Source organism: Azospirillum brasilense (assembly GCF_008365405.1).
Lineage (GTDB): Bacteria > Pseudomonadota > Alphaproteobacteria > Azospirillales > Azospirillaceae > Azospirillum > Azospirillum brasilense_D.
Genome location: NZ_QOKV01000008.1, coordinates 172,822 through 196,391 on the forward strand (window position 1 = coordinate 172,822; position 23,570 = coordinate 196,391).

Below are 23,570 nucleotides of genomic sequence, written 5' to 3' on the forward strand. Positions count from 1 at the left end.
GCGGGAAGACTGTCCCGGCAAATCACGTACAAATGCGTTGATGCCACAGGCCGCGCCGCATACGCACGTATCCCTGGAAATCACAGCAATTGCCGTTGCCGATGGGGGGCATCGCGTGTATCAACAAGCGCTTAATCTCCTCAGACGGTTCGCGGAGAGGGCATTCCAGGCGGTGAGCGGCGATCTCTCCTTCGAGCAGTTGCGCGACCTGATGCATCCCGGGGGGCACACCCCGATCATCCAGCGTCGCCGGGCCGTGCTGATCCATTCCCGCGTCCGCATGGTCGCGGCCGTGTTCGCGGTGCTGACGCCGCTGTGGATCGTCATCGACGTCTTCATCTTCCCCTGGCCGCTGTGGGGCTATCTGGCCGGCCTGCGGCTGGTCTCCAGCTTCGCCTTCGGCGCGCTGGCGCTCGGCTACCGGATCTGCGACGACATGGGCAGCGCGTGGCGGGGGCTGGCCCTGCTGCTCGCGGTGCCGACGATCTTCTTCCTCGCCTCGCACCCCATGCTGAACGAGGACATGATTGCGGGAAGCGCGCTGGCGGTGGCCGCCGGCTACGCCTTCCTGCCCTTCGTGATGGTGGCGGGGCTCAGCGTCTTCCCGCTGACCGCGCTGGAAGGGCTCGCCTTCGCGACGCCGATGCTGGCGGCGCACATGCTGGCCGGGGTCTACGGCTCGCTGGTCTTCCCCTTCCCCTCCTATCTGGGCGCCCTGTGGCTGCTGGTGCTCATCATGGTGGTGGCGACGCTGGCGGCGATGAGCCAGCTGCACTTCATGATGGCCCTGGTCGATCAGGCGTCGCACGACGGGCTGACCGGCGCCTTCTCCCGCCGCATCGGGGAGGAGCTTCTGCGGTTGCAGTTCGCGCACGCCCAACGTTCGGACCATCCGCTGTCGGTGATCTTCTTCGACCTGGACAATTTCAAGTCGATCAACGACCGGTACGGCCACGACCAGGGGGATAAACAGCTCGGACGGTCGGCGGAAGCGATCCGCGCCATGCTGCGCCAGTCCGACGTGCTGGTCCGCTGGGGCGGCGAGGAGTTCGTGGTCATCATGCCCAACACTGGCCGTCAGGGCGCCCTGACCGCGGTGGAGCGTCTGCACGAGCGGGGCTTGGGCAAGCGCCCGGACGGAACCCCGCAGACCGCCAGCATCGGCGTCGCCGAATACCTCCACGACCGCCCGGTGGACTGGGAAAGGCTGGTCGATCTGGCCGACCAGCGCATGTACGCGGCCAAGCAGTCCGGCAAGAACCGCATCGTCGCCGACGACCGCGTCCCCGAACCGGCCTGACCTCTTCCACCCTCAGTCGTTGCGCAGCAGCGGGGCGGAGGGCTGGCCGAGCGCCCGCCACGTCCCGAGGAAGCCGAAGGCCAGCGTGATGGCGGTGCTCAGCAGCGCCGTGGTCAGCACGGCCGACGGCAGGAACGTCCAGTCCCAGCGCATCAGGAAGGTCATCACCGCCCAGGCCGTGATGGTGCCGATGACCCCGGCGATGGCCGCGGTCAGGATGCCGAGCAGCCCGTATTCCAGCAGGAACGCCTTCAGCACGTCGGCCCGCGTGGCGCCCAGCACCTTCAGCACGACCGCGTCGTAGACCCGGCGGCGGTGCCCGGCGGCGACCGCGCCGGCCAGCACCAGCGTGCCGGCGGCCAGCGTGATGCCCGCGGTGACGCGCACCGCCGTGCCGATGTGGCCCAGCATGGTGCCCACCGTGTCCAGCGCGTCCTTCACCCGGACCAGCGTCACGTTGGGGAAGCGCTGCAGGACGGAGCGCTGCACCTCCGGCTCCGCCGCCGGGGTGCTGCGGACGGTGGCGATCCAGGTCTGCGGCGCCCGCTCCAGCGTGCCCGGCGCGAAGACCAGGGCGAAGTTGATGGCCAGCGTCGAGAAGTCGGCGGCGCGCACGTTGCCAACCGTCGCCTCGATGGTGCGGCCCAGGACGTTGATCCCCATCCTCGCGCCGGGACCGATGCCGAAGGCGCTCGCCACATTCTGGTGGATGGAGATCAGCGGCGCCCCCTTGTAGTCCTCCGGCCACCAGGACCCGGCGACGATCTCCGAATGCTCGGGCAGCTTGGCGGAATAGGTGATGCCGCGGTCGCCGGACAGCACCCAGGACTGCTCGGGGTTGACCAGCGCCTTCTCCGCCGGCTGGCCGTCCACCGTCTCGATCCGCCCGCGCAGGGAGGGCACCGCCTCGAACCCGCTGGTGTCGGGCAAGGTGGAAACCATCTGCTTCAGCGGCTCGAACTGGTCGGGCTGGATGTCCACGAAGAAGAAGCTTGGCGCGTCCTTGGGGATCGTCTCGTTGACCCGGCGGGAGAAGTTGCCCTCGATCAGCGCGATGGCGACCAGCACCGTCAGGCCGAGGCCGAGCGACAGCACCACCGCTCCGGTCGGGTTGCCGGGCCGATGCAGGTTGGCGAGCGCCAGCCGCATCCCCGGACGGCGTGGGCGCCCCGCCGCCGCGGCCCCGCGCACCACCAGCCACGCCGCCACGCGGAAGGCGATGAAGGTGGCGATGGAGCCGCCGACGAACCAGGCGGCGAACATTTTGTTGTGGGCGGTGGCGACCGCCAGCCCGGCCAGAGCCGCCACGGTCAGCGTCATCGCCGCCAGATAGACCGCGCGCGGTCGGCCCCCGGCGGGGGCGACCACATCGCGGAACTGCGCCGCCGCCGGCACCTCCCGCGCGCGGCCCAGCGGCCACAGCGAGAAGGTCAGGGCGGTCAGCAGGCCGTAGAGCGCGGCCAGCGCCAGGGCGCCCGGGTAGACGCCGATCCGGGTGGGGACCGGCAGCACCTGGTCGAGCAGCGACCCCAGCCCCAGCGGCGCCACCGCGCCGAGCAGCAGCCCGAGCAGGATGCCGAGGCCCGACAGCGCCAGGATCTGCAGCAGATAGACCTGGAAGACCAGATCGCCCGGCGCGCCCAGGCATTTCAGCGTGGCGATGGTGCGGGCGCGCGAGTCGAGGTGGCTGCGCACCGCGTTGCCCACCCCGACCCCGCCGACCAGCAGGGCGGTCAGCCCGACCAGCGTCAGGAACAGCGTCATGCGGTCGATGAAGCGCTCGATCTGCGGGGAGGCGTTGGTGAAGTCGCGGACCCGCCAGCCGGCGTCGGGGAAGCGCGCCGTCAGCGCCTTCTGCCACGCCGCCACGTCGGTGCCCGGCGGCAGGGCCAGCTTGGCGGTCCAATAGACGATGCTGCCGGGCTGGAGCAGGCCGGTGCCCTCCAGCGACGGCAGGCCGATCATCACCCGCGGCCCCAGCGAGAAGGCGCCGTTGGACGCCCGGTCCGGCTCCCGCGTCAGGACGCCGCGCACGGTGAACTCGCCCTCGCCCAGGCGCAGCGTGTCGCCGGTCTTCAGCCCCAGCCGGTCGAGCAGCCCGTCCTCGACCAGCGCGCCCCAGCGCCCGTCGCGGTTGGCCAGCGCCGTGTGCAGGTCACCCTCCGGCGCCAGGGCCACGGAGCCGTAGAGCGGGTAGACGCCGTCCACCGCCTTCAGCTCGACCAGCGTGGACCGCTGGTCGTCGGCGGAGCGGGCCATGGCGCGCATGTCCACCGACTGCGACAGGCGCCCGGCCTGTTCCAGCCAGGAGCGCTGTTCGTCGGTCGGCGGTGCGTAGATCTGCCGCAGCGCGACGTCGCCGCCCAGGATGGCCCGTCCGTCCGCCTGCAGGCCCGACAGAACGCCGCCGGACACGGAATTCACCGCCGCGATGGCCGCGACGCCGAGCGTCAGGCAGGCGAGGAAGATGCGGAACCCCTTCAGCCCCCCGCGCAACTCGCGGCGGGCCAGTCGGAAGGCGAGGGCGAGGTTGGTCATGGCGGCGTCCGACGGGGAATGTGGGTTTGCGGGTGGATGGGGAGTGGTCGTATCGGGCCCCCACCCAACCCTCCCCCACTTTCGCAGGGGAGGGCTTTATCTCCTCCCCCTGCGAAGCGGGGGGAGGTCGGGAGGGGGGCGCGACGCGACCACTCCCCAAAAGGACGTTCAGTCCCCCACCACGCGCTCGCGTTCGGCGCGGGCGGCCATGCCGTCGTCGACGATGCGCCCGTCCATCAGGCGCACGGTCCGGTCGCAACGATCGGCCAGGGATGGGTCGTGGGTGATCAGCACCAGCGTCGTGCCGCGCCGCTCGGCGAGATCGAACAAGAGCTCCACGATGGTGGCGCCGGTGCCGATGTCGAGGTTGCCGGTCGGCTCGTCGGCCAGCAGCAGCGACGGCTCGGCGACGAAGGCGCGCGCCAGGGCGACGCGCTGCTGCTCGCCGCCGGACAGCTGGCCCGGATAGTGGGTCAGCCGGTGGCCCAGCCCGACCGCTTCCAGCCCCTGCCGCGCGCGGTCGAAGGCGTCGGGGGCCCCGGCGAATTCCAGGGGAATGGCGACGTTCTCCAGCGCGGTCATCGTCGGCACGAGGTGGAAAGCCTGGAAGACGATCCCCACATGGTCGCGGCGGAAGCGCGCAAGCCCGTCCTCGTCCAGCCGGCCCAGATCCTGTCCGGCGACGCGCACGGTCCCGCCCGTTGGGCGTTCCAGCCCGGCCATGACCATCATCATGGTCGATTTGCCGGAGCCCGACGGGCCGACCACGCCGACCCGTTCACCGGGCTGGATGCGGAGATTCAGGCCTCTCAGGATGTTGACGGGTCCGGCCGCGCTGTCCAATCTCAGATGCACCTCGTCGAGATCGACGATGGTGGACTCAACGGAATCGGGTCGGGACATTGGCATGCGTCTCTGGAACGGGCGGAGGAATGGGCGGGAAAACCTCACGCCATATGGCATGGTGCGCCGCCATTTCAACACGGTCCTCCTTCGGTCGGGGCTGGCCGCGCTCGCTCTTGTCGCGGGAGTCGGCATGACCGCGCCTGCGCTCGCCCAGAACGGCGCGGGTAAGGGGCCCTACACCCTGCTGGCGCTCGGCGACAGCCTGACCGCCGGCTACGGCCTTCCCGAAGCGCAGTCCTTCACTCCCCAGTTGCAGGCGGCGCTGAGGGCGAAGGGCTACGACGTCACCGTCGTCAACGCCGGCGTGTCGGGCGACACCACGGCGGGCGGGCTGTCGCGGCTCGACTGGGCGCTGGCCGACAAGCCGGACGCCGTGCTGGTGGAGCTGGGGGCGAACGACATGCTGCGCGGGCTCGACCCCGGCGCGGCGCGCGCCAACCTCGACGCCATCCTGAAGCGGCTGACCGGCGAGACGCTGCCCGTGCTGCTGGCCGGGATGTACGCGTCGCCCAGCCTGGGTCGCGCGTACGGCGACCGCTTCAACGCCATCTACCCGGATCTGGCGAAGACGTACGACGTACAGCTCTACCCGTTCTTCCTGGAGGGCGTGGCGGCCGACGCCGCGCTGAACCAGCCCGACGGCATCCATCCCAACGCGGCCGGCGTGAAGGTGATCGTGGAGCGCATCACGCCCCACGTCGCCCGCCTTCTGGACGGCATCGCCAAGAGCGGAGACTGACACCCATGGCGACCCTGGCCGGCGACACCGCCACCACCGAAACCCACTTCAAGGCCGCATCGGCCACCGGCACCGAATGGGGCGCCGTCGTCAAGGCGTGCCTGGACGAGCTGGGCGCGGTGGAGGGCTGCAACCTCGGCTTCCTCTACATCACCGACGCGCTGGCCGAGCACGCGACCAGCATGGTCACGCTGCTGCGCGGCGTCACCGGCATCCGCGACTGGGTGGGCACGGTCGGCATCGGCGTCTGCGCCAACGACGAGGAAATCTTCGACAAGCCGGGCATCGCCGTGATGGTGGCCCGCCTGCCGCCGGAGGGCTTCCGCCTGTTCCCGGTGGTGTCGGGCGACATGGAGCCGCTGCGCCGCATGGCCGGCGGCTGGCTGGACAAGCACGGCGCCATGCTGGCGCTCGCCCACGCCGACCCGCGTCACCAGGACTTGGCCGGGCTGGTCGTTTCGCTGGCGGAATCAACCGGGGCCTTCCTGGTCGGCGGCCTGTCGGCCTCGCGGTCGGAGTTCCCGCAATTCACCATCCCCGGCAACACCGCCACGATGGTCGGCGGGCCGGTGGCCGATGGCGGCGTGTCGGGCGTGCTGTTCGCGCCGCAGGTGCCGGTCGCCACCGGCCTCAGCCAGGGCTGCACGCCCATCGGGCCGGTGCGCACCATCACCGCGGCGGAGGACAACGTCGTCCTGGAGATCGACGGGCGCCCGGCGCTGGAGGTCTTCAAGGAGGACATCGGCGAACTGCTGGCCCGCGACCTCAAGCGGGTGTCCGGCTACATCTTCGCCGGCCTGCCGATCGCCGGCAGCGACACGGCGGATTATCTGGTGCGCGACCTGATCGCTATCGACCCGCGCGCCGGCTGGATCGCCGTCGCCCACCATGTGCAGAGCGGCCAACCCATCCTGTTCACCCGCCGCGACCAGCAGAGCGCCGAGGCCGACATGCGCCGCATGCTGGCGAATATGAAAAAGCGCGTGAAGACCACCCCGAAGGGCGCCCTCTACGTCAGTTGCATCGCCCGTGGCCCCAGCCTGTTCGGCGAGGGCAGCCAGGAACTGGCGCTGATCCGCGAAACCTTCGGCGATATCCCGCTGGCCGGTTTCTTCGCCAGCGGCGAGATCTCCAACGCCCGCCTGTACGGATACACGGGCGTGCTCACCCTGTTCCTTTAAGGACCACATCAAGATGCAATACCGTTCGCTCGGCCGCACCGGCCTGTCGGTCAGCGCCATCGGCCTGGGCACCATGACCTGGGGGCGCCAGAACAGCGAGGCCGAGGGCCACGCCCAGATGGATTACGCGCTCGGCGAGGGCGTCAATTTCTGGGACACGGCGGAAATGTACGCCATCCCCCCGACCGCCGACACGTACGGACGTACGGAGGAGGTGATCGGCACCTGGTTCAAGGCGACCGGCAAGCGCGACCAGGTGATCCTGGCGAGCAAGGTCGTCGGCGCCACCGACGGCGGCTTCGCCTGGGTGCGCAACGGCGAGGCGAAGCTGGACCGCGCTAACATCTTCGCGGCGGTGGAGGCCAGCCTGCGCCGGCTCCAGACCGACTACATCGACCTGTACCAGCTCCATTGGCCTGACCGTTCGACCAACCGCTTCGGCGCGCGCAACTACGTCCACCGGCCGGAGAAGGACGGCACGCCCATCGAGGAGACTCTGGCGGCGCTCGACGAGCTGGTGACATCCGGCAAGGTCCGCCACATCGGCGTGTCGAACGAGTCGCCCTGGGGCGTGATGCAGTTCCTGAAACTGGCGGAGGACAAGGGCCTGCCGCGCATCGCCTCGATCCAGAACGCCTACAGCCTGCTCAACCGGACCTTCGAGCAGGGTCTGGCCGAGGTGTCCCTGCGCGAGGATGTCGGACTTCTCGCCTATTCGCCGCTGGCCGCCGGCACGCTGACCGGCAAGTATCTGGACGGTGCCGTTCCCGCCGGCACCCGCCGCGCGCTGGATCACCGCAAGTCGCGCTACGCCACCGTCAACGCCGACGTGGCGACGAAGGAATATCTGGACATCGCCCGGCGCCACGGCCTGTCGCCGACGCAGATGGCCATCGCCTTCACCCTGCGGCAGCCCTTCGTGGCGTCCTCGCTGATCGGCGCGACGACCATGGAGGACCTCAAGTCCAACATCGCGGCGGTGGACGTCACGCTGTCGGACGAGGTGATGAAGGACATCGAGGCGGTCAACGCCCGCTATCCCGACCCCTGCCCGTAACCGTTCCGGAAAGCCAATGATCCGTCTCTTCGTCGCCCTCGATTTTCCGGAGGATGTGCGCCGGCGTCTGGCGGGGCTGGGCGGCGGCGTGCCCGGCGCCCGCTGGACCGACGCGGACAACCTGCATCTGACGCTCCGCTTCATCGGGGAGGTGCCGGGGGATCAGGCGGCGGAGATCGACGAGTCGCTGGCGCAGATCGCGGCGCCGGCCTTCGATCTGGTTCTGGACGGCGTGGGCGTGTACGGCAGCGGCCGTAACGCCCGCGTCCTCTGGGCCGGGGTGGAGCGCAGCGACGCCTTGTCGCACCTCCAGTCCAAGGTTGAGTCGGCGATCGTCCGTTGCGGCCTGCCGGCGGAGGAGCGCAAATTCTCGCCCCACGTCACGCTTGCCCGGCTGAAGGACGCGCCGAAGGACCGGATCGGGCGCTTCGTCGAGGAGCGCGGGATGTTCCGCGCCGGTCCGATCCGGGTGGAGCACTTCACGCTCTACCGCAGCCACCTGGGCAAGGGGGCCGCGGTGTACGAGGCGCTGTCGGAATACGGACTGGAGTGACGGGCGGGCGGCGCCTTACAGCGGCACGCCCTTGATCATCCGCGGCAGCTCGCCGACCACGCCCATCGCGTGCCGCATGAAGAAGCGCTTCAGCGGCGGCAGGCGGTTGACGACGGCCATGCCGACGTCGCGGGCCAGCTTGATCGGCGGGATGTTGTTGGAGAACAGGTGCACCAGACCGTCGCAGACCACGGCCAGCAGCACCGTGTCGAAGCGGCGCCAGCGCTGGAAGCGGGCCAGCACCTCCGGCGAGCCGACGTCCAGCCCCAGCCGGTGGGCGTCCACGATCACCTCGGCGAGCGCCGCCACGTCGCGCAGGCCCAGGTTCAGCCCCTGCCCGGCGATGGGGTGGATGGCGTGGGCCGCCTCGCCGATCAGGGCGACGCGCTCGGCGATGAAGCGCTCGGCCAGCAGGACCGACAGCGGCCAGGCATCGCGCCGGGTCACCAGCTCGATGTCGCCCAGATAGCCGCCCGAACGCCGGGTCAGCTCGTCGATGAACTGGTCCTCCGGCAGCTTCAGATACATGTCGACCAGCGACCGCTTCTCGCTCCACACGATGGAGGAGCGGTTCTCGGTCATCGGCAGCACGGCGAAGGGGCCGTTGGGCAGGAAATGCTCCACCGCCACGCCGTTGTGCGGCTCCGAATGGCGGATCGTGCAGATGATCGCGGACTGGTCGTAGGCCCAGGTCCGCAGCTTGATCCCGGCGCTCTCCCGCGCCAGCGAGCGGCGCCCGTCGGCCCCGACGACCAGCCGCGCCTTGACCACCCGCCCGTCGGCCAGCGTCACCGTGGCGCCGCTGCGGTTGCGCTCGATCGACACCGCCTGGGCGGGGGCCAGATGGTGCAGGCCGGGCAGTTCCTTGGCGCGGGCGAACAGGGCGCGGCGCATGTCCTTGTTGTCGAGAATCCAGCCGAAGGGCTGGTTCTTGCCGTCCCAGGTCAGCTCCGTGTGGTCGTAATGGACGAACAGGGGCGAGAACTGGTCGGCGACCCGGATGTCCAGGATCGGGCCGGCGTAGGGCTCCATGTGCTTCCACACGCCCGCCCCCTCCAGCACCTTCATCGAGGCGTAGGCGACCGCCGTGGTGCGGATGTCGAAATCGTCTCCCGCCTGCCGGTCCGGGCTGTCGCGGTCGATGCAGACCACCGGAACGCCCGCGGTGGCCAGCGCCGCCGCCATGCTGAGCCCGGCCAGTCCGCCGCCCAACACGACGACGTCGGTCGTGATCTCCTGCGCTGCGGTGGTGCCCGATTCGGTCATGATGGCGCTGCCCTTCGATCAGTGTAGACGGGTACGAACAATCGTTCCGCTCGGTCCGGATGTCCAGCGGCGCTGCGTCGCGGCCCCCGAATTGCGTAATTATTAGGCATGACCTGCCCAATCGATCGGCGAAACAGCCGAAAACCGCTGAAAAGGGCCGATTCTGCAACCGGCACGATTTTTGAAGACATTGCTTTTTATGGTCGAGGCGAACACGCTCGAGTCACGTTCGGAAAACCCGCCGTCACGGCGGGATCGGCCGAGGGGGGACCGGGCGACCGCAAGGGCCCGCAAACACGCATACCCAAGGGGAAGCCACATGAAACTGGTTATGGCCATCATCAAGCCGTTCAAGCTCGACGAAGTGCGCGAGGCGCTGACGTCGCTCGGGATTCAGGGCCTGACGGTGAGCGAGGTGAAGGGCTTCGGACGCCAGAAGGGTCAGACCGAGATCTACCGCGGCGCCGAGTATTCCGTGAGCTTCCTGCCCAAGGTGAAGGTCGAGGTCGCGGTGTCCGACGACCAGTACGAGCAGGTGGTCGAAGCGATCCAGAAGGCCGCCAACACCGGCCGCATCGGCGACGGCAAGATCTTCGTGCTGGACATTGCCCAGGCCGTGCGCATCCGCACCGGCGAGACCAACGCCGAAGCTCTCTGAGGCGTTTTGGAGGAAGCGGACAGGGCGGGGCGTCGTGGCCCGGCCCCTCCCGCCAGGGGGGAAGGCGCGTCCGCTTTTTCTTGCAGCGGGGCATCGATGATCTGCCCGGTGACTTGAGGCCGGGCGCGCCAGTCTTTCCACTGTGACGCCAAGGCCGCCGGAACGGGCGGCGTATGCTTTCCCTTGACCGGGCCTCGTCCGGTTTTGTGCCCTTGTGCCGGGACTCCACCGTCGATAGGATCGTTTCCGTTTCGTATCGGGCAGAGGCCCCCAGAGGCCCCTGACGGGCCGTGCCCCTTGGGGCCGGCCCGGCCTTCTCGGGCCGTCCTCATGGAAAGGATTCTCGGCGGCATGTCGCTCCCGGACCTCGGCACCTTCGCTCTCGTCAACGACCGGCTCGACCGGCTGTCGGACTACCCCTTCACCCGGCTGGCGGCGCTGCTGTCCGGGGTGACGCCGCGCGCCAACGCCGAGCCGATCCTGATGTCGGTGGGCGAGCCGCAGCACCAGCCGCCGGCCATCATCGACGAGACGCTGCGCGCCAACGCCCATCTGTGGGGCAAATACCCGCCGGTCGGCGGCACGCCGGAGTTCCGCGAGGCGGTGGGCGCTTGGCTGACCCGCCGCTACGCCCTGCCGGACGGGCTGTTCGACGCCGAAAAGTCTGTCCTGCCGGTGTCCGGCACGCGCGAGGCGCTGTTCCTGCTCGCCCTGCTGGCCGTGCCGCCGAGCAAGGCGGGCCGGCAGCCGGCGGTGCTGATGCCCAACCCCTTCTACGCGCCCTACGAGGGGGCGGCGCTGCTCGCGGGGGCGGAGCCGGTGTTCCTGCCCTCCACCCGCGAAACCGGCTTCCTGCCCGACCTCGACGCGCTGACGCCGGAGCTGCTGGAGCGCACGGCGCTGTTCTACCTCTGCACCCCGGCCAACCCGCAGGGGGCGGCGGCCGACGCCGCCTATCTGGAGCGGGCGATCGGGCTGGCACGGCGCTACGGCTTCATCCTGGCGGTGGACGAGTGCTACGCCGAGATCTATCTGGACACGCCGCCGGTCGGCGCGCTCCAGGTCGCCGCGGGCCTCAACCATGAAGGCCCCGATCATAAGGCAGGCCCCTGGGCGAACATCCTGGTCTTCCATTCCCTGTCCAAGCGGTCGAGCGCCGCCGGGCTGCGGTCGGGCTTCGTGGCCGGCGATCCGGAGCTGATGTCCCGCTTCACCCGCCTGCGCAGCTACTCCAACGCCGGGATGCCGCTGCCGGTGCTGGCGGCCAGCGCCGCCCTGTGGCGGGACGAGGCGCATGTCGAGGAGAACCGCGCGTTCTACCGCGCCAAGTTCGACGCGGCGGAGGCCGCGCTGAAGGGACGCTACGGCTACTACCGCCCGGACGGCGGCTTCTTCCTGTGGCTGGAGGTCGGCGACGGCGAGGAGGCGACGCGCCGGCTGTGGGCGGAGGGCGGCATCCGCGTGCTGCCCGGCGCCTACCTGACCCGCAGCAACCCCGGCGAGGCCAATCCCGGCGCCCCCTTCATCCGCATCGCGCTGGTGAACGACGCCGAGACGGTCGCCCACGCCTGCGCCGCCATCGCCCGCATTCTGGGATAAGGGCCGCCCGGTTCGGCTCACGTCACCCCGGTCTTTCGCCCCGAAGGACGGGTTCGGTACAGCACGTTCTTGAGGACCTTCTGCCCATGGCACGACCCGCAAGCCCCCGCAGCGGAAGCGGCAAAAGCGCCGGAGCACGGCCCGCCGGAGCGCGGCCGGAGAAGCCGCCCTTCTTCTCGCCCGCCACGCGCGCCTTCGTGGTGGCGCGGGCGCGCGAGCTGGCGGGCTTTGCGCTGGGCGTGGTCGGTCTGGTGCTGATGGTCATCCTGGGCAGCTACAACCCGGCCGACCCCTCGTGGAACGCGGTTCCGGCGGCGGACGCCCACATCCACAACCTGTTCGGCCGGTTCGGCGCCCATCTGGCGGATGTCCTGATCCAGTCGCTGGGCTGGGCGGCCTATCTGCTGGCGCTGGTCCCGATGATGTGGGGCTGGCGGCTCAGCCTGCAGAAGAGCATCCGCCACCCGCTGTTCCGCAGCGTGCTGGCGGTGTGGGGCGTGCTTCTGGTCGCCATGTTCCTGGCCGGAATGGGCGGCGGAGGCGGAGACCCGCTGAACGGCCATCCCGGCGGCAGCTTCGGCATCGTCCTGCTGGACGGGGTCAGCAAGCTGCTGTTCGGCGGCCCCGGCAATCCGCTGGTCGGCACCGTGGCCGGCGTGGCCGGCGGGCTGATCCTGTTCGTCGCCATGGGCCTGTCGATCCGCGAATGGGCGGCCAGCCTGCGCGAGACCGCCGCCGGCCTCGCCCGCCTCGGGCGGGGCGCGCGGGCCGGCGTGTCCTTCGTGCGCGACAAGGGCGCGGAGGCCGCGCGCAATGCCGCCCGCCAGACCGGCGGCCTGCTGCGCCGGGAGCCCAGCCTCGCCACGGCGGGGAAGGAGGCCGCCGCCCCGACTCTCGACGACACGCCCGACGAGGACGGCGGCGCCATCACCCTGCGCGCCGCGCCGCGCGGCCGGCTGTCCGACTCGATCAGCGTCGAACCGCGCGTGGAGGCCAAGACCCGCGCCGTTCCGGTGGTCACCCCGCCCGCCGGGGGCAAGACGAAGGCCGCCGACCAAGGGCGCCCGGCCAAGCAGGCCGCCCTCAATCTGGAGGAGGCGGACGGCTACGAGCTGCCGCCGCTCGACCTGCTCCAGATCGTCCCGACCAGCGTGCGCGGCGAGAAGGTGGACGAGGCGGCGCTGCGCGAGAACGCGGTGAAGCTGGAAGGCGTGCTGTCCGACTTCGGCGTGCGCGGCGAGGTGCAGAAGGTCCATCCCGGCCCGGTCGTCACGCTCTACGAGCTGGAGCCGGCGCCCGGCACCAAGTCGTCCCGCGTCATCGGTCTGGCCGACGACATCGCCCGCTCGATGAGCGCGGTGTCGGTCCGCGTCGCCGTGGTGCCGGGCCGCAACGTCATCGGCATCGAGCTGCCCAACGCCAAGCGCGAAACGGTGCTGCTGCGCGAGCTGCTGGCCGGCGACGTCTTCGACAAGACGGCGGGCAAGCTGCTGCTGGCGCTGGGCAAGGACATCGGGGGCCAGTCGGTGGTGGCCGACCTCGCCCGCTTCCCGCACCTGCTGGTCGCCGGCACGACGGGCTCGGGCAAGTCGGTGGCGATCAACACGATGATCCTGTCGCTGCTCTACCGTCTGCCGCCCGACCGCTGCCGCTTCATCATGATCGACCCCAAGATGCTGGAGCTGTCGGTCTATGAGGGCATCCCCCATCTGCTGACGCCGGTCGTCACCGATCCGAAGAAGGCCGTGGTCGCCCTGAAATGGACGGTGCGGGAGATGGAGGACCGCTACCGCAACATGTCCAAGCTGGGCGTGCGCAACATCGAGGGCTACAACGCCCGCCTGCGCGAAGCCCGCGCCGACGGCGAGCTGCTGACCCGCCGCGTCCAGACCGGCTTCGACCCCGACACCGGCAAGCCGATCTTCGAGGAGCAGCCGCTCGATCTGAAGGAGCTGCCCTACATCGTGGTCATCGTGGACGAGATGGCCGACCTGATGCTGGTGGCGGGCAAGGACATCGAGGCGGCGATCCAGCGGCTGGCCCAGATGGCCCGCGCCGCCGGCATCCACCTGATCATGGCGACGCAGCGCCCGTCGGTGGACGTCATCACCGGCACCATCAAGGCCAACTTCCCGACCCGCATCAGCTTCCAGGTGACCAGCAAGATCGACAGCCGCACCATCCTGGGGGAGCAGGGGGCGGAGCAGCTGCTCGGCCAGGGCGACATGCTCTACATGGCCGGCGGCGGCCGCATCACCCGCGTCCACGGCCCCTTCGTCGCCGACGGCGAGGTCGAGCAGGTGGTGAAGTTCCTCAAGACCCAGGGCGAGCCGAGCTACGTCGACTCCATCACCGAGGAGGACGACGAGGACGGCGGCTCCTTCGACGACGGGTCGGGCGCCGGCGGCGGGTCGGGCGACGACCTCTACGACAAGGCGGTGGCGGTGGTCTGCCGCGAGCGCAAGGCGTCGACCAGCTTTATCCAGCGCCAGCTCCGCATCGGCTACAACTCCGCCGCCCGCCTGATCGAGCGGATGGAGACCGAGGGCGTGGTCAGCAAGCCCAACCACGCCGGCAAGCGCGAGGTTCTGGCCCGCAACATTGAGGAGTGAACGGCGGTTGCCCCCTCCCTAGTCCTCCCCCTCCCCCTCTTCGAGGTGGAGGGGACTGCCGCCGCTTCGCCCATGCCTCCTCTCCCTCGAAGAGGGGGAGGGTTGGGGAGGGGGTTAAGCGCTCTTTCTCCTTGGAACCACCACCGCCGCGCCCCATTTCCGCCCGGAACGTCCGGTTACCTAGCAGGCATCATGAAGATCCCGTTCCGCCGCATTCTGGCTGCCGCCGCTCTCTCCGCCTCCGTCGCCATGACCATGGCTGGCGCCGTCCCCGCGCTCGCCGCGCCGCGCGCCGCCGCCCTGTCCACCCAGGACCAGGCGCTGGTGGCCCAGGCGGAAAACTATCTGAACGGCATCGGCACGCTGCAATCGAAGTTCGTGCAGGTCGCTCCGAACGGCCACCAGACGGCCGGCACCTTCTACCTCGCGCGTCCCGGCCGGATGCGGCTGGAATACGACCCGCCGGTGAAGGACTTCGTCGTCGCCGACGGCGCCTTCATCTTCTATTGGGACGGCGAGATGCGGCAGCAGTCCAGCGCCCCCATCGGCAGCACGCTGGCCGACTTCATCCTGCGCAAGAACATCCGGCTGTCCGGCGACGTGACGGTGACCGGGGTCTATCAGGCGCCGGGGCTGGTGGAGATCAGCCTGACCGAGACCAAGGACCCCGGCAAGGGCACCCTGACGCTGGTTTTCGAGGACCGGCCCTTCCAGCTCCGCAAATGGCGGGTGCTGGACGCCCAGGGGCTGACGACCGAGGTGGCGCTGATGAACCCGCGCGAGGGCATGCAGTTCGACTCGAAGCTGTTCTACTTCATCGAGCCCAGCAAGAGCGACTACGGCCGCAACAACTGATCCGCCCCCGGCCGATCCGCACGGATTTCGCGCGAATCCCGCCACCGCGACAACCCGCCGCCGCAACGATGTCCTCCTGATTCTGTTGCCGTGATGTATCGGGCGCGCTCACCCGCGCCCGGTGCACTCGAACGGATGAGGGGAGACGAGACATGGCGACGGAGGCGGTGTACGAGGCCCGGCGGGTCCAGGGCATGAACGATCTGCTGGCGCGCAACTGGTGGGCGCTGGCGTTGCGCGGGGCCGCGGCGGTGATGCTCGGCCTGCTGGCTTTCCTTCTGCCAGGGGCGACGGTCGCCACCCTGGCGGTTCTGCTCGCGGCCTACCTGCTGATGGACGGGCTGTTCGCCATCATCGGCGGCGTCCGCGCCGCGCAGGCGCAGGAGCGCAGCCTGCCTTTCATCCTCGACGGCGTGGTCAGTCTGGTGGCGGGCGCCGTGGCCCTGCTGTGGCCGGAGGCGAGCCTGTTCGCGCTGATCTTCGTGATCGCCGCCTGGTCGGTCATCACCGGCTTCGCCAAGATCATGACCGCGTGGCGCATGCACCGCACCCACGGCAAATGGGCCTGGGGCGTGGCCGGTGCCCTGTCGGTGCTGTTCGGCTTCGGCATGTGGGTCCTGCCGTCGCTGGGCCTGCTGGCCGTGGCGCTGGGCGTGGGCAGCTATCTGATCGCCTATGGCGCGCTGGCCATCATCACCGCCGTCCGCCTGCGCCGCTGCCTGCACGACCGGAACCACCCTTCCAACCACGGCAACGCCGTGGCGGCGGAGTAAACGTTCAGCGGACCCAAGCCTATCGACCGGGGGCGATGCGGCGGTAGCCGAGCGCCTCGGCGATGTGCGGGCGGCGCACGCCGCCCCCGCCGTCCAGATCGGCCAGTGTGCGGGCGACGCGCATGACGCGGTGATAGCCGCGGGCCGACAGCTTCAGCCGCTCCGCCGCCTCGGTCAGCAGGGCGCGGCCCGGCTGGTCGGGGGCGGCGGCCTTCTCCAGCAGTTCGCCGTCCGCCTCGGCGTTGGTGCGCACCGCACGGCCCTCGGAAAAGGGGCCGAAGCCGGCGTAGCGCTCCGCCTGTATGGCGCGGGCCAGAGCGACGCGGGCGGCCACGTCGGCGCTGCCCTCGGCGGGCGGCGGCAGGCTGAGGTCGGCGGGGCTGACGGCAGGCACGTCGATGTGCAGGTCGATGCGGTCGAACAGCGGCCCGCTGATTTTCGACTGGTAGTCGGCGGCGCATTTCGGCGCACGGGCGCAGGCCAGCGACGCGTCGTCGAGATGCCCGCAGCGGCAGGGATTCATTGCCGCGATCAACTGCACCCGCGCCGGGTAGGTCACATGGTGGTTCACCCGGCTGACGACGGCCTTGCCGGTCTCCAAGGGCTGGCGCAGCGCCTCCAGCGTGCCGCGCGGGAATTCGGGAAGCTCGTCGAGGAACAGCACGCCCTTGTGGGCCAGCGAGATTTCCCCCGGCTTGGCGCGCGAGCCGCCGCCGACCAGGGCGGGCAGGCTGGCCGACTGGTGCGGTGACCGGTAGGGGCGCTGGCGCAGCAGTTTGCCGCCCTCCAGCAGTCCGGCGACGCTGTGGATCATCGACACCTCCAACGCCTCCGCCGGGTCGAGCGGCGGCAAGAGGCCCGGCAACCTCGCCGCCAGCATCGACTTGCCGGAGCCGGGCGGCCCGATCATCAACAGATTGTGCGATCCGGCAGCGGCGACCTCCAGCGCGCGCTTGGCCGTCTCGTTGCCCTTCACGTCGCGCAGGTCGAGCGGCGCCTCGGCGCATTCCTGGATGCGCGGGCGGGGGCGGGTCAGCACCTGCTGGCCGCGGAAGTGGTTGATGAGGGCGAGCAGCGTGGCGGGCGCCAGCACGTCCAGCCCCTCGCCCGCCCAGGCGGCTTCGCCGCCGCAGGCCTCCGGGCAGATCAGCCCGCGGTCGTGGGCCAGCGCGTTGATCGCCGCCGGCAGCACCCCGGCCACCGGGGTCAGCGCCCCGTCCAGCGCCAGTTCGCCCAGCGCGCAGTAGCGGCTCATCTCCAGGTCGGGCAGCACGCCCATGACGGTGAGCAGGGCCAGCGCGATGGGCAGATCGAAATGGCTGCCCTCCTTCAGCACGTCCGCTGGGGCGAGGTTGACGGTGATCCGCTTGGCCGGCAGGGCGAGGCCAAGCGCGTGCAACGCCGCCCGCACTCGCTCCCGGCTCTCGGCCACCGCCTTGTCGGGCAGACCGACCACGGTGAAGGCGACGATGCCGCCGGACATCTGAACCTGAACGTCGATGTCCAGAACCTCGATGCCCTGAAACGCAACCGTGTTGATCCGCGCAACCATGCCAGACGCCATGCTTTGGGAAATGCACGCGAGTGTATGGAAGCTTCGGAAAACATGCCAGCGCGACGGGTGCGCTCATGGTGCTGTCGCGCGCACTTCCGGTCCCATCCGGCCACCGTCAAATGAGTTGCGTCAACCGGTCCGTTGATTGACACACGCTTATGAAGCCTTTCCATCTCGGACGGGAGAAGATGAAAGGCGACCAGCCCAGACCGGACTAGCAATCGCCACCTCCACGTTCCGATTTCCGGAAAACCCGTGAAATGGATTTGTGTGGATTTTATACAACTCTCCTGTCCGCCTTGTCCGATGCGATGTGCCAGAGCAAATGCGGAACATGGATTTTCAGAATGTGTCGGACGTCATTTCCCGATGCGGTGGAGCCAAAGCTGCTGAGCCGCAGTCGACCCCTTGTATAGGCGCTGGCATAACTTGGCCGAAGACGATGCCTGCCAGCTTCCGCGACCTTCAATATGTATGTGGTTGGAACACCAGGCGTGTTCAGCACCATCCCATGATCGGCCGCCGCAATGTTCTCCCATGGTACCGGCTGTATGGTCTGTCCATGAATGAACAATCCGTCTGCGTCTGCTTTGATCATCGGACCCTTGCAGATCAAAAGGGATATGGTTTCTGCTGATGCCATGACGGAAACAACGATTGTGGCAATGCCCAGCCACGCACCAAGCGCCGACATCTCGGAAATTTTGAACAGATAAAATCCCCAAGCTGCTGAAAAGGTTTGCACCGATAAAATGAGAAGCTGCCGTGGCCGTGAGGCGTAGGCGACAAACACATCATCCTTGCTATCAGCGGCGTCTGCCTCGGCATGCATGTCATTGACCTCGGGTTTCGGTTGGGCCGGATGGAGTGAAGGGCGCCATAAAATTGTATATAAATGATCAGAAATTCTCAAATGCACGTCGTGCTGGTAGAATTTCCACTCGACCCGGCCCCTCCTCCGTGAGGGCGCCGGCAACGGACTTTTGGGAAGCCGGGCGATCCGCCCTATCTTTGGCAGACGACACACCGAACGAGGGACCGGGACCGTGCAGCTTCTTCTCAGCACCTGGGCCGAGGCCGAGACCTATCTGAAGACCTCCAAGGGCATCATCCTGCCCATCGGCTCCACCGAGCAGCATGGGCCGAACGGCCTGATCGGCACCGACGCCATCTGCGCCGAGGTCGTGGCCCGCGGCGTCGGCGACGCCACCGGGGCCATGGTCGGGCCGACCATCCCGGTGGGCATGGCCGTGCACCACATGGACTTCGCCGGCTCGATGACGCTGAAGCCCTCCACCCTGATCGCCCTGCTGCGCGACTATGTGATGTCGCTGGCCGAGCATGGGTTCGAGCGCTTCTTCTTCGTCAACGGCCATGGCGGCAACGTCGCGTCGGTCCGTGCCGCCTTCTACGAGATCTACGCGGAGAACCGCGCCCTGCGCGGCCGGCAGGCGCCGGAACTGCGCTGCACCCTGGTCAACTGGTGGGAGAACCAGGAGATCGGGCGCCTGTCGCGGGAGCTGTTCGGCGGCAAGGAGGGCTCCCACGCCACGCCCAGCGAGGTGTCGCTGACCCAGTACGCCTATCCCGAGGCGATCAAGACGGCGGCGATGGACCCGGAGACCGCGTCGCCCGGCGGCTTCTACGACGCCCGCGACTTCCGCCGCCGCCATCCGGACGGGCGCATCGGCTCCGCCCCCGGCCTCGCCTCGCCGGAGCATGGCAAGCGTCTGTTCGAGACGGCGGTGGAGGCGATTTCGCGCCAGTACGGCGCCTTCCTGGCGGAGGCCTGAGCGGAAAAGCCTGCCTGCGGTCTTGAACTCGGGCGGGGCTTCACCGCATCATCCCGCGCCGAGACAACGATTGGGGGAAACAGCCGTCATGCCGAACCGCCAGAGGCGCACCGCGCTCGCCATCACCATGGGAGCGGTCCTCGGGCTGGCCGGCGCGCTGGCCGCCGGTCCGGTCCTCGCGCAGGCGGCCCCCAGGACCGATCCGGCCCGTACTGACTTGGTGGTCGGGATGCGGCTGGAGCCGCCGCACCTCGACCCCACCGCGGGCGCCGCCGCGGCCATCGACGAGGTGACCTACGCCAACCTGTTCGAGCCGCTGACCCGCATCGACGCCGAAGGCAAGGTGGTGCCGGGCCTCGCCGAAAAATGGGAGGTGTCGGCGGACGGGCTGACCTACACCTTCCACCTGCGCAAGGGGGCGAAGTTCCACGACGGCACCGACGCCGATTCGGCGGACGTGAAGTTCTCGCTCGACCGCGCGCGCGGCGCCGACTCGGTCAACGCGCAGAAGGGCTATTTCGCCGCCATCGCCGGGGTGGAAGCAGCGGACGCCCAGACCGTGACGGTCACCCTGTCGCGGCCCGACGGGCTGTTCCTCTTCCACATGGCGTCGGGCGACGCCGCCATCGTCGCGCCGGAGTCGGCGGGCGCCAACAAGCAGACCCCGGTCGGCACCGGCCCCTTCAAGTTCGAGCGCTGGGTGGCCGGCGACCGGGTGGTGCTGGTGCGCAACCCCGACTATGACGGGCCGAAGCCGGCGCTGGAGCGCGTCACCTTCCGCTTCATCAGCGACCCGGCGGCCCAGGTCGCCGCGCTGAAGGCCGGCGACATCGACAGCTTCCCGCAGTTCGACACCTACGAGGCGCTGCCCCAGTTCCGCGACGACGGTGCCTTCACCGTCATGGTCGGCACGACGGAGGGGGAGACGATCCTCGGCACCAACAACGCCCGCAAGCCCTTCGACGACCTGCGGGTGCGCCGGGCGATGGCCCACGCCATCGACCGCAAGACGCTGATCGACGGGGTGCTGTTCGGCAACGGGGCCGCCATCGGCAGCCACTTCCCGCCGCACCGCGCCGGCTACGTCGACCTGACCGGCCTCTACCCCTACGACCCGGACAAGGCCAAGGCGCTGCTCGCCGAGGCCGGCCTTCCCGACGGGTTCGCGACGACGCTGCGCCTGCCGCCGCCGATCTACGCCCGCCGCTCCGGCGAGCTGATCGCCGCCATGCTGGCCGAGGTCGGCGTCCGCGTGACGATCGAGCCGATGGAATGGGCGCCCTGGCTGGAGAAGGTGTTCAAGGGCAAGGATTACGACCTGACCCTGATCGCCCACACGGAGCCGCTGGACATCGACATCTACGGGCGCCCCGACTACTACTTCAACTACCGCAGCGAGCGTTTCAACGCCGTGGGAGCGGAACTGGACCGCGCCCAGGACCCCGCCAAGCGCAACGCCCTCTACGGCGAGCAGCAGCGCATCCTGGCCGAGGACGCGGTGAACGGCTTCCTCTTCATGCTGCCCTCGGCCACCGTGCAGAAGTCGGCGGTGCAGGGCATGTGGGTCAACCGCCCGATTCAGGCCAACGACGTGACGGGCGTCCGGTGGAAGTGATCCGGCGCGGCCGGACCGGACCCGGCGGGGGCTGACCCGCGTGCTCGCCTTCCTGGTGCGCCGTCTGCTCACCCTGGCGCTGACGGCGTGGCTGGCCACGCTGGTGGTCTTCGCCGTGCTGGAGGCGATCCCCGGCGACCCCGCCCTGGTGATGCTGGGCACCAGCGCGCAGCCGGAGGCGGTGGCCGCCCTGCGCGCCCAGATGGGGCTCGACCGACCCTGGCCCGTCCGCTACGCCGGCTGGGTGGGCGGCATGCTGCACGGCGATTTCGGGACCAGCCTGACCTACGCGCGCCCGGTCGCCGGGCTGGTCGCCGACCGGCTGGCCATCACCCTGCCGCTGGCCGGGCTGGCTTTGGTCCTCTCGGCGGGAATCGCCATTCCGCTGGGCCTGTTCGCTGCGGGACGGCAGGGGCGGGCGGGGGATTGGGCGGTCATGGCCTTCGGGCAGATGGGCATCGCGGTGCCCGGCTTCTGGTTCGCCATCCTGTTGATTTTGCTGTTCTCCGTGCGGCTGGGCTGGTTCTCCGCCGGCGGCTTTCCGGGGTGGGAGGCCGGGGCGGGGCCGGCGCTGAAGGCGCTGCTGCTGCCCGCCGTGGCGCTGGCCCTGCCGGAGGCGGCGATCCTGGCGCGCATCACCCGCACCGCGGCGCTCGACACGCTGCGCGAGGAGTATGTGCGCACGGCGGTCGCCAAGGGCCTGCCGCGCCGGGTGGTGCTGCGACGCCATGTGCTGCCCAACGCGCTGATCCCCGTCGCCACCATCCTGGGTCTGCAATTTTCCTTCCTCGTCGCCGGGGCAGTGGTGGTGGAGAACGTCTTCACCCTGCCGGGGCTGGGCCGGCTGCTCTATCAGGCCATCGGCCAGCACGACCTGATCGTGGTGCAGAGCGTCGTCGTGCTGCTGGCGGTCACGGTGGTGGCGGTCAACGCGCTGGTCGACATCGCCTGCGCCGCCATCGACCCGCGCCCGCGGGTGACGGCATGACAGTGTTCATGAGACGGCTGAGGCGCCTGCCGGTCAGCCTGCTGCTGGGCGGACTGCTCACCGCGCTGGTGGTGGGGGCGGCGCTGCTGTCGCTGGTCTGGACGCCCTTCCCGGCGGAGCAGGTGCGGGTGGTCGCCCGGCTGCGCCCGCCGGGGCCGGTCCATTGGCTGGGCACCGACCATTTCGGACGCGATGTGCTGTCGATGATCCTGGTCGGCGCCCGCAACTCGCTGGCCGTCGGGGCGGCGGCGGTGGCGCTCGGCGCTGTTTTGGGCGTGCCGCTGGGGCTGGCCGCCTCCGCTTGGGGACGCTGGGGGGACGAGGCGGTGGCGCGGCTGGGCGACCTGCTGTTCGCCTTTCCGGCGGTGCTGACGGCGATCCTGCTGACGGCGGCGCTGGGGGCGGGGGCGGTGAACGTCGTGCTGGCGCTCGGCCTGTTCAACGCCGCGGTCTTCGCGCGGGTGGCGCGCGGGGCGGCGCTGGCCGTCTGGCGGCGGGACTTCGTGCGCGCCGCGCTGGCGCTGGGGCGCGGGCCGCTGTCGGTGACGCTGGTGCACGTGCTGCCCAACATCGCCGGGGTGGTGATCGTCCAGGGGACGGTGCTGTTCGCCGTGGCGGTGCTGAACGAGGCGGCGCTGAGCTATCTGGGGCTGGGCATCCAGCCGCCCTCGCCCTCCTGGGGCAAGATGCTGGGCGACGCGCAGACCTTCCTGTTCACCTCGCCCCTCCAGGCGATCTTTCCCGGGGCGGCCATCGCGGTGACGGTGCTGGGGCTGAACCTGTTGGGCGACGGGCTGCGCGACGCGCTGGACCCGCGCCACCGCTCGGCGGGGTTGCTGTAGACTTGACACAAGAGAGTTAGGCTTGTGTCAAGTGTCAGGCGAGGTCACCACAGTCCCCTCTCCCGTCCCGGGAGAGGGAGGGACCCGCCGCAAAGCGGCGGGAGGGTGAGGGTACCGTCGAGAATCAGCGCGTTGATCCTTGTCCGACCCTCACCCGGCCCTTTGGGCCACCCTCTCCCGGGGCGGGAGAGGGACGTTTCAGGTGCCGCGGTGCTGCTTGGCGATCGGCTGGGAGAATTGCAGCTCGATGTCCCACGGGAAGTGGATCCAGGTGTCCTGGCTCACCTCGGTGATGAAGGTGTCGACCAGCGGGCGGCCCAGCGGCTTGGCGTAGACGGTGGCGAAATGCGCCTTCGGCAGCATCTTGCGCACGACCACCGCGGTCTTGCCGGTGTCGACCAGATCGTCGATGATCAGCCAGCCCTCGCCGTCTCCGGCGTTGGCGCCCTCCACGCCCTTCAGCACCATCGCCTCGCGCTGGTTCTGATGGTCGTAGCTGGAGACGCAGACGGTGTCGATCATGCGCAGTTCCAGCTCGCGCGCGATGATCGCCGCCGGGACGAGACCGCCGCGGGTGATGGCGATGATGCCCTTCCACGGACCCTTGTCGATCAGGCGCCAGGCCAACGCCTTGGCGTTGCGGTGAAGCTCCTCCCACGACACCGGGAAGTGCTTGTTGAACGGAACGGCTTCTGGCACGGCTATGGACTCCGAAAGAAACGTGCGCCGCTTATACCGCA

Annotated in this window: 20 protein-coding genes; 14 read left to right on the plus strand and 6 right to left on the minus strand. The window is 69.7% G+C overall.

Translation table 11 applies throughout. From position 1 onward, the window contains the following. Positions 1–172: 172 nt before the first annotated feature. Positions 173–1,300: a diguanylate cyclase gene (locus DS837_RS14945; protein ID WP_149165479.1), complete on the plus strand. Its 1,128-nt coding sequence runs from the start codon at positions 173–175 to the stop codon at positions 1,298–1,300. A 12-nt stretch (positions 1,301–1,312) separates the two neighbouring features. Here DS837_RS14945 and DS837_RS14950 read toward each other — a convergent pair whose 3' ends face one another. Continuing rightward, positions 1,313–3,838, minus strand: a complete 2,526-nt coding sequence (locus tag DS837_RS14950; RefSeq protein WP_149165480.1) for an ABC transporter permease — start codon at positions 3,836–3,838, stop codon at positions 1,313–1,315. A gap of 168 nt (positions 3,839–4,006) precedes the next feature. Continuing rightward, positions 4,007–4,741 (minus strand): ABC transporter ATP-binding protein, encoded by a 735-nt coding sequence (locus DS837_RS14955; RefSeq protein ID WP_149165481.1) that lies wholly within the window; start codon positions 4,739–4,741, stop codon positions 4,007–4,009. Between the two features lie 133 nt (positions 4,742–4,874). Here DS837_RS14955 and DS837_RS14960 point away from each other — a divergent pair, with 133 nt between their 5' ends. From DS837_RS14960 to thpR, 4 genes are read left to right on the plus strand one after another with little or no spacing between them, the layout of a single operon-like run. Then, positions 4,875–5,483, plus strand: coding sequence for an arylesterase (locus tag DS837_RS14960; protein ID WP_247889937.1), 609 nt, complete (start codon positions 4,875–4,877; stop codon positions 5,481–5,483). Positions 5,484–5,488: 5 nt separating this feature from the next. After that, positions 5,489–6,664, plus strand: coding sequence for an FIST signal transduction protein (locus DS837_RS14965; protein ID WP_149165482.1), 1,176 nt, complete (start codon positions 5,489–5,491; stop codon positions 6,662–6,664). Between the two features lie 13 nt (positions 6,665–6,677). Next, a complete protein-coding gene (locus DS837_RS14970; RefSeq protein ID WP_149165483.1) occupies positions 6,678–7,721 on the plus strand; it encodes an NADP(H)-dependent aldo-keto reductase in 1,044 nt (347 codons plus the stop codon). Positions 7,722–7,737: 16 nt separating this feature from the next. Beyond that, on the plus strand, positions 7,738–8,274 hold the full coding sequence (thpR, locus tag DS837_RS14975) for an RNA 2',3'-cyclic phosphodiesterase (protein WP_149165484.1): 537 nt from the start codon (positions 7,738–7,740) through the stop codon (positions 8,272–8,274). A 15-nt stretch (positions 8,275–8,289) separates the two neighbouring features. Here thpR and DS837_RS14980 read toward each other — a convergent pair whose 3' ends face one another. Then, positions 8,290–9,540, minus strand: coding sequence for a UbiH/UbiF/VisC/COQ6 family ubiquinone biosynthesis hydroxylase (locus tag DS837_RS14980; protein WP_149165485.1), 1,251 nt, complete (start codon positions 9,538–9,540; stop codon positions 8,290–8,292). A gap of 319 nt (positions 9,541–9,859) precedes the next feature. On the opposite strand from DS837_RS14980, the gene glnK reads away from it, so the two are divergent. The 5 genes from glnK (at position 9,860) to DS837_RS15005 (ending at position 16,037) form a co-directional block, all read left to right on the plus strand. Further along, entirely contained in the window at positions 9,860–10,198 is a 339-nt protein-coding gene (gene glnK, locus DS837_RS14985) for a P-II family nitrogen regulator (RefSeq protein WP_149165486.1), read from the plus strand. Positions 10,199–10,549: 351 nt separating this feature from the next. Next, the gene (locus tag DS837_RS14990; RefSeq protein WP_247889938.1) at positions 10,550–11,797 is read left to right on the plus strand and encodes an aminotransferase class I/II-fold pyridoxal phosphate-dependent enzyme; all 1,248 of its coding nucleotides are present in this window, start codon (positions 10,550–10,552) and stop codon (positions 11,795–11,797) included. 86 nt (positions 11,798–11,883) lie between these two features. Then, positions 11,884–14,409: a DNA translocase FtsK gene (locus DS837_RS14995; RefSeq protein WP_149165488.1), complete on the plus strand. Its 2,526-nt coding sequence runs from the start codon at positions 11,884–11,886 to the stop codon at positions 14,407–14,409. Between the two features lie 192 nt (positions 14,410–14,601). Then, the gene (locus tag DS837_RS15000; RefSeq protein WP_149165489.1) at positions 14,602–15,264 is read left to right on the plus strand and encodes a LolA family protein; all 663 of its coding nucleotides are present in this window, start codon (positions 14,602–14,604) and stop codon (positions 15,262–15,264) included. 152 nt (positions 15,265–15,416) lie between these two features. Then, positions 15,417–16,037, plus strand: coding sequence for an HdeD family acid-resistance protein (locus DS837_RS15005; protein ID WP_149165490.1), 621 nt, complete (start codon positions 15,417–15,419; stop codon positions 16,035–16,037). A 19-nt stretch (positions 16,038–16,056) separates the two neighbouring features. Here the strand turns inward: DS837_RS15005 and DS837_RS15010 are convergent, their stop codons facing one another. Beyond that, a complete protein-coding gene (locus DS837_RS15010) occupies positions 16,057–17,589 on the minus strand; it encodes a YifB family Mg chelatase-like AAA ATPase (RefSeq protein ID WP_149165491.1) in 1,533 nt (510 codons plus the stop codon). 280 nt (positions 17,590–17,869) lie between these two features. Beyond that, positions 17,870–18,424 carry a hypothetical protein gene (locus tag DS837_RS15015; protein WP_149165492.1) on the minus strand — a complete coding sequence of 185 codons (555 nt, stop codon included), beginning with the start codon at positions 18,422–18,424 and terminating at the stop codon, positions 17,870–17,872. A 214-nt stretch (positions 18,425–18,638) separates the two neighbouring features. Here DS837_RS15015 and DS837_RS15020 point away from each other — a divergent pair, with 214 nt between their 5' ends. The 4 genes from DS837_RS15020 to DS837_RS15035 all read left to right on the plus strand — a co-directional run bounded on the left by DS837_RS15020 (position 18,639) and on the right by DS837_RS15035 (position 22,830). Then, the gene (locus DS837_RS15020; protein WP_149165493.1) at positions 18,639–19,385 is read left to right on the plus strand and encodes a creatininase family protein; all 747 of its coding nucleotides are present in this window, start codon (positions 18,639–18,641) and stop codon (positions 19,383–19,385) included. An 88-nt stretch (positions 19,386–19,473) separates the two neighbouring features. Further along, the gene (locus DS837_RS15025) at positions 19,474–21,000 is read left to right on the plus strand and encodes an ABC transporter substrate-binding protein (RefSeq protein ID WP_149165494.1); all 1,527 of its coding nucleotides are present in this window, start codon (positions 19,474–19,476) and stop codon (positions 20,998–21,000) included. A gap of 40 nt (positions 21,001–21,040) precedes the next feature. Further along, the gene (locus DS837_RS15030) at positions 21,041–21,988 is read left to right on the plus strand and encodes an ABC transporter permease (RefSeq protein WP_038530008.1); all 948 of its coding nucleotides are present in this window, start codon (positions 21,041–21,043) and stop codon (positions 21,986–21,988) included. A gap of 8 nt (positions 21,989–21,996) precedes the next feature. After that, positions 21,997–22,830, plus strand: a complete 834-nt coding sequence (locus DS837_RS15035; protein WP_211102238.1) for an ABC transporter permease — start codon at positions 21,997–21,999, stop codon at positions 22,828–22,830. Positions 22,831–23,028: 198 nt separating this feature from the next. Here the strand turns inward: DS837_RS15035 and gpt are convergent, their stop codons facing one another. After that, positions 23,029–23,529, minus strand: a complete 501-nt coding sequence (gene gpt, locus DS837_RS15040) for a xanthine phosphoribosyltransferase (RefSeq protein ID WP_149165495.1) — start codon at positions 23,527–23,529, stop codon at positions 23,029–23,031. Positions 23,530–23,570: the final 41 nt, after the last annotated feature.

Coding starts and splice junctions, on each gene's coding strand:
- DS837_RS14950 (WP_149165480.1), bottom strand. CDS start 3,838: ATGACCAACCTCGCCCTCGCCTTCCGACTGGCCCGCCGCGAGTTGCGC.
- DS837_RS14955 (WP_149165481.1), bottom strand. CDS start 4,741: ATGTCCCGACCCGATTCCGTTGAGTCCACCATCGTCGATCTCGACGAG.
- DS837_RS14960 (WP_247889937.1), top strand. CDS start 4,875: ATGACCGCGCCTGCGCTCGCCCAGAACGGCGCGGGTAAGGGGCCCTAC.
- DS837_RS14965 (WP_149165482.1), top strand. CDS start 5,489: ATGGCGACCCTGGCCGGCGACACCGCCACCACCGAAACCCACTTCAAG.
- DS837_RS14970 (WP_149165483.1), top strand. CDS start 6,678: ATGCAATACCGTTCGCTCGGCCGCACCGGCCTGTCGGTCAGCGCCATC.
- thpR (WP_149165484.1), top strand. CDS start 7,738: ATGATCCGTCTCTTCGTCGCCCTCGATTTTCCGGAGGATGTGCGCCGG.
- DS837_RS14980 (WP_149165485.1), bottom strand. CDS start 9,540: ATGACCGAATCGGGCACCACCGCAGCGCAGGAGATCACGACCGACGTC.
- glnK (WP_149165486.1), top strand. CDS start 9,860: ATGAAACTGGTTATGGCCATCATCAAGCCGTTCAAGCTCGACGAAGTG.
- DS837_RS14990 (WP_247889938.1), top strand. CDS start 10,550: ATGTCGCTCCCGGACCTCGGCACCTTCGCTCTCGTCAACGACCGGCTC.
- DS837_RS14995 (WP_149165488.1), top strand. CDS start 11,884: ATGGCACGACCCGCAAGCCCCCGCAGCGGAAGCGGCAAAAGCGCCGGA.
- DS837_RS15000 (WP_149165489.1), top strand. CDS start 14,602: ATGAAGATCCCGTTCCGCCGCATTCTGGCTGCCGCCGCTCTCTCCGCC.
- DS837_RS15005 (WP_149165490.1), top strand. CDS start 15,417: ATGGCGACGGAGGCGGTGTACGAGGCCCGGCGGGTCCAGGGCATGAAC.
- DS837_RS15010 (WP_149165491.1), bottom strand. CDS start 17,589: ATGGTTGCGCGGATCAACACGGTTGCGTTTCAGGGCATCGAGGTTCTG.
- DS837_RS15015 (WP_149165492.1), bottom strand. CDS start 18,424: ATGCATGCCGAGGCAGACGCCGCTGATAGCAAGGATGATGTGTTTGTC.
- DS837_RS15025 (WP_149165494.1), top strand. CDS start 19,474: ATGCCGAACCGCCAGAGGCGCACCGCGCTCGCCATCACCATGGGAGCG.
- DS837_RS15035 (WP_211102238.1), top strand. CDS start 21,997: ATGAGACGGCTGAGGCGCCTGCCGGTCAGCCTGCTGCTGGGCGGACTG.